This window comes from Blautia sp. HA3515 (assembly GCF_059933065.1).
The window spans coordinates 1-5214 of the sequence record NZ_JAYFUY010000005.1; the positions used below are offsets into that span (position 1 = coordinate 1).

Annotated in this window: 7 protein-coding genes; all 7 read left to right on the plus strand. The window is 37.5% G+C overall.

What is annotated here, in order from left to right; translation table 11 throughout:
* Positions 1-318, plus strand: a 318-nt coding sequence (locus R1Y93_RS00125) for a hypothetical protein (RefSeq protein ID WP_500821166.1), incomplete at its 5' end; no start/stop codon positions are given.
* Positions 315-788, plus strand: coding sequence for a hypothetical protein (locus R1Y93_RS00130; RefSeq protein ID WP_500821167.1), 474 nt, complete (start codon positions 315-317; stop codon positions 786-788). The genes R1Y93_RS00125 and R1Y93_RS00130, both read left to right, overlap by 4 nt.
* Before the next feature lie 17 nt (positions 789-805).
* Positions 806-1066: a hypothetical protein gene (locus tag R1Y93_RS00135; protein WP_500821168.1), complete on the plus strand. Its 261-nt coding sequence runs from the start codon at positions 806-808 to the stop codon at positions 1064-1066.
* Between the two features lie 215 nt (positions 1067-1281).
* On the plus strand, positions 1282-1995 hold the full coding sequence (locus R1Y93_RS00140; RefSeq protein WP_500821169.1) for a hypothetical protein: 714 nt from the start codon (positions 1282-1284) through the stop codon (positions 1993-1995).
* Between the two features lie 49 nt (positions 1996-2044).
* Positions 2045-2302 carry a hypothetical protein gene (locus R1Y93_RS00145; RefSeq protein WP_500821170.1) on the plus strand — a complete coding sequence of 86 codons (258 nt, stop codon included), beginning with the start codon at positions 2045-2047 and terminating at the stop codon, positions 2300-2302.
* A 180-nt stretch (positions 2303-2482) separates the two neighbouring features.
* Positions 2483-3526, plus strand: a complete 1044-nt coding sequence (locus R1Y93_RS00150) for a rolling circle replication-associated protein (RefSeq protein ID WP_500821171.1) — start codon at positions 2483-2485, stop codon at positions 3524-3526.
* A gap of 314 nt (positions 3527-3840) precedes the next feature.
* Positions 3841-5055: a tyrosine-type recombinase/integrase gene (locus tag R1Y93_RS00155; RefSeq protein WP_500821172.1), complete on the plus strand. Its 1215-nt coding sequence runs from the start codon at positions 3841-3843 to the stop codon at positions 5053-5055.
* The last annotated feature ends 159 nt before the right edge of the window (positions 5056-5214 follow it).

Below are 5214 nucleotides of genomic sequence, written 5' to 3' on the forward strand. Positions count from 1 at the left end.
ATGCCAGTCTCCTATGAGCTACTTGATCTTATTCAGCACATTTGTGAGAAGAAGGCATCCGTGTTTTTTTCAGAGAATGGGCTTTATCGGGTCTATTCAAATGTTGTCGCCTGCAATTTTGGGCATAACGTCTTACAGATTGCATTTGCTTACAATCCCCAGGGGGAAGCGCAAATTGTAAAGCTCAGGAACGAAGCGTATCGTCAATGGCATCAAAAGCAAGACCAGGATAACGCTTCAGCTTCAGGTACAATGACCGAAGATGTCCCTGAAATCCCATTGGAAGATGAAAACGCTTCCGAGCAGGATAAGAGATGAAATGGGGATTCGATAAAGGGATATGGGATTCTTTTGGGGCGAAATATCCTCTTGAATATTCATTTGAGAGTCATCCCCATGCACTTATCTGTGGCTGCTCAGGCTCAGGAAAGTCTTATAGCATTTTATATGAATTATCACAGTTCATATTCGATAGCTATATTCGTGGCATAAAACCGATAGTCTATGTATGCGATTTTAAGAACTCAGAAGATTTTCAGTTCTTAAAGAGCTATCCACTGTACTATGCTGGAAATGAATGCTATGAGGGCATGGAAGAGTTTTACCAGCAATTTACAGCCACAAGGCAGAAAGGAATTGTGGATAAAGAGCAGCGGCATCTCATGGTTTTTGACGAGTATGCCTCTGCTGTATCCTATTACCAGTCCCAGGACAAGCTTACAAAGGGTAAAATGGCTTTTTCACTTAAGCATGAATGCCGAAATGCTTATGCTGAGCCGAAGCTTTAACTATGGTGTCTGGACGTGTGTTACAATCCGGAACCAGTGATCTGTTTCATGGTGCCCGGCTGAACTATATGATTAATTTATCATTAGGGCGCCAGAACAAAGAACAGCTGAATATGCTTTTTTCAGGAGAGGAAATTCCCCAGAATCGCATATACCAGCCAGGGGAAGGTCTGCTTCTAGCAGATGGTTTTCCGCTTAAGGAAGTGAAATACCCACTGGTTGATATGGTTCAGCTTAAACAGTTTATACGCAAAATGCTTTTTAAGGCAATCTGCTAAACTTAACCGACTGGAAGAAATGGAGCTGGCTGACAGATGGTGGCGCAGCCACAAGGATGGCAGCCAGACCCATTTCTGAGTGTCGGATTCATTATTGGCAGACCCATTGCTGATGAAGAAATACATAGTTTTATTCCCAGAAACTTAAGTTTTATAAGCATTTTGGACTTAATAACTATGTAAAATAAAAACATTTTTTACGAAGGAGGAATTCTATGAAAAACCAAACTTCAAATGCTATAATTACCGAGGATCTAGAAAACGCAGAGGATATCAAGTTCGGTAAGCGTGACCAAAAAGCTTTTGAGTCTTTAAAAGCAAACATCGACAAAGGCATGGCAAAAGCCAGTGATGCTTATGTTACTATCGGCTGTGCCCTATGGCAGATTCACCATGGTGAATACTACCGCATTGAAAACTATAAAAATATTGCAGAGTTTGCACTGGATGTCTACGAACTGAAAAAGGCAACTACACACAACTACATAAAAGTAATTGAGAAATTCGGCGAAATCGTGGCTGGTAAAGCTATCGGTTTAAAGGAAAAATACAAGCCCTTTAAGTGTTCACAACTTGTCAACATGACTTCCCTCACCCCCGAACAGTTGGAACAGGTAACGCCCGATTGGTCAGTACGCCAGATAATTGAGTTTGGTAAGGCATCTTCTGTCATTGAAACTGATGAAGATGGTGAAAGTATCATTGATGCAAATGGGGAAGATGCAGAGAAAATTGGCATTCAGGATATTAATGACTGTATGCCCGTTCCAGAACTGGAAGCAGGAAGAACAACACTTGCCATCTGTAACAGTTTCGATGAATTAATCCAAAATCGTACAGCATATGAAAATGCTTTTAACGATATGAAACATGATAACAATTTTGCAAAGAAAAAAATCCGCTTTGTTTTAGAACTTGCATACGACTGATAATTGTAAAGTAAAACAGAGTGGAGCTACAAGAAAGGAAGAACAAAAAATGAAGATTTTCACAACAGCAAACAATTTTGTAACTTTAATAACAAAAAATGCAACACCATACACCATTGAGGGCAGAGCTGGGATTACATATCGTGTTGTTGTAATGTCCGGGGATGATGTTGAAAAGCTGAAAGTAGTAGATAAAGATGTCTATGATCTGTTTGAACCTGGTAAACATTATCAGCTGACGGGACAATTTGAAGTCCGTAACGGACGATACAGTGAATGGAAAGTTGATGGTTTTGTCCAGGATTAAATGATAAGCAGTCCATACGTATGGACTAAGTTTAACCTTTCTGTTGGGATAGGGAAAATGCCTATCCCAACATTTAAAAAGAAAAGACAAAAAATGAATATGAACCAGGGAAACTAAAAGTTGTTTTGTGTTGCTTACTTGACAATAGCAACACTTTTCAGTCGATGGAGAAAGAGAAAAGTGAATTACAATGTCAAAACAATCGAATACGTGGATTCCGTACAAGTCCGCACTTACAAGCGTCCTGTCACGGTCTCCAATAAAATAACTTTTCCAGAGCAAAAACAAATATCAAAATCAAAAGAAAGAACCCAAAAACAGATTGAGCATAGTATAGAATCATCTGTAAACAGAACAATTAACCAGATATATATGCTCTCAAGGGCTAATAGATGGGACTACTTTATTACTCTCACTATAGATCTCCAAAAGCTGGACAGTACAGATTTCAATCTTATTTCTCAAAAGTTGAATATTTGGACAAACAATTTAAAAAAGCGGTATGCCCCAGACCTAAAATATATCATAGTTCCAGAACTTCACAAGGACAAACGCAAATGGCACTTTCATGGATTGTTTGCAAATATTGGCAAAATGTCTTTGGATTTTTCTGGTAAAGTTTGTATTGGAAAATACATTTATGATTATGTGCAAAAACCTTTTGCAACTAAGATTTACAATATTCCATTATGGAAATACGGATTTTCTACTGCAACCGTTATTCGTGACCCATCAAGAGCCAGTTCTTACATAACGAAATATGTTACTAAGGATTTATGCCGAGTTTTGCCAAATCAACACCGTTATCTAGCAAGTCAGAATGTTGATAAACCAATAGAACGTGTATTCAATATTGCTTATGAAGATTTAACTCGAATTTACAGAAAGTATCTAGGACAGATTGCTTATATGTCAAAGGTAAAGATACCAGATGCTGGACAAGAAATCATATACATGGAATTAAGTAAGGAAAAAGGTAACACGATGCCATGTAATATAGATTTTTCTATTTTTGAACCGGAAAATCAAAAGTCTATCCGACCAGCTGGTAGTAGACACATGGCAGACACAAAACAACAAACACGAAAAGATATTTTCCCTGAAAAAATTAATCTTTCACCTACTCCTGTTTCCGTTAAGAGACACATTCAAAAACTAAGGGAATTAAAATCTTTTTTAAAGGAACACCCAGAACAGAAACCAGTATATCGTGATATAATATAGATTTTCAGATACTACAGATAAAAAGAAACATGATGTATGAAGAAGCAAACGTATTAGAAGAAGATGGAGCAAACAGCAATGAATTTAGTCCCGCTGTTGATGCACCATTTCCATAAGCTACATAAAAAAATCAGCAAAAACTATAACAAAGGTAGCCAGTCCATACGTTTGGACTGTGAAAGAAGTTTATATGAACACAACCTAAATATTTTTATATCATTGGGAGAGGGGTAAAACTCTACAATACCAAAAGAATAGGAGCCATAACATGAATCATAACACTAGATGTCAAAGGAATCGCAATCTGAAAGCAAATGGAGTTTAACGAAAAAGAACTCTTGGATTTTGCGATCAAGAATGATATCATAGATATAGGTGCAACGCTGAAACAAATAGAAGAAATGGAAAGACAAGAGATTTTAGCACAGCATCCCTATAATATCACTAAAGCCGCCAACTATTATTCAACTTATTTTCCGAGTATAGACGGAAAACGTCAATATAGGAGACGGCGGACACGAAAAGAGATTGAAGATTTAATTGTAGAATACTATAAGGATAAGATGCAGGAAATTTATCTGAAAGATGTATTCTATGAATGGATTAACCAAAAACTGGAATATAATGAAATCCAGAGGGCTTCTTATGATCGTTACATAAACGATTATAAAAGATTCTTTGAAACGAAACCGAATGTATTATCAGTAAAGCGTTTCAAAAATATCAACGAAGATGACCTGGAAGCTTTTATTAAAGTTTCAATCCGTGACTTCAATCTCAGTCGAAAATCCTATGCAGGTCTTAGAACCCTGCTGTATGGGATTTTTAGATACGGAAAGAAAAAGAAATACACAACCATCAGCATTTCGCAATTTATGAAAGACCTTGATCTCCCAAGAAATATGTTTCAGAAGAAAGTTATTGAGAGGGAAAAGGAAGTTTTTATGGAGGACGAACTGCCTGTGATTATCAAGTACCTTAAAGAACATCCAGACATATATAATCTTGGCATTCTTCTGGTATTTGAAACAGGTATGAGAGTTGGCGAACTTGCTGCACTTTCACCAAATGATATAGGGGACTGTGAAATCAAGATCAGACGTACCGAAGTAAAGTACCGTGACGAAAGTGGTCGCTGGCTTGTAACTGTAAAAGATCATCCCAAAACATCCGCTGGATGCAGGAATTTAATTATTCCCCCGAAGGCGATTAAGACAGTACAGGCTGCTATGAAGCTCAACCCAAACGGAAGATATTTATTTGAACATAATGGAAAAAGAATCCGTGGAAACACATTCAATAAACGACTTTCGAGTATCTGTAAAAAACTGGATATACCACACAGGACTATGCACAAGATACGAAAAACATACGGTACAATGCTGATTGACAGCGAACAAATGTCGGACGCATTTGTTGCAGCTCAGATGGGACATACTGATATATCCTGCACACGACGCTATTATTATTTCAGCAATAAATCAATAGAAAAGAATAAAAAACAAATCGAACAGGTCATATCTTTTTGAAAAACAGGAATCATTCCTAGTTGACATCATAGGTGACATCGTTAGAAAATCCCACAAAATGAAAAACGCCAGAAACCCAGTAAAATCAAGGTTTCCGACGCACAAGGAAACAGGGGATGAGAGAATCGAACTCCCACCAAAGGTTTTGGAGACCCCTAT

Coding starts and splice junctions, on each gene's coding strand:
- R1Y93_RS00130 (WP_500821167.1), top strand. CDS start 315: ATGAAATGGGGATTCGATAAAGGGATATGGGATTCTTTTGGGGCGAAA.
- R1Y93_RS00140 (WP_500821169.1), top strand. CDS start 1,282: ATGAAAAACCAAACTTCAAATGCTATAATTACCGAGGATCTAGAAAAC.
- R1Y93_RS00145 (WP_500821170.1), top strand. CDS start 2,045: ATGAAGATTTTCACAACAGCAAACAATTTTGTAACTTTAATAACAAAA.
- R1Y93_RS00155 (WP_500821172.1), top strand. CDS start 3,841: ATGGAGTTTAACGAAAAAGAACTCTTGGATTTTGCGATCAAGAATGAT.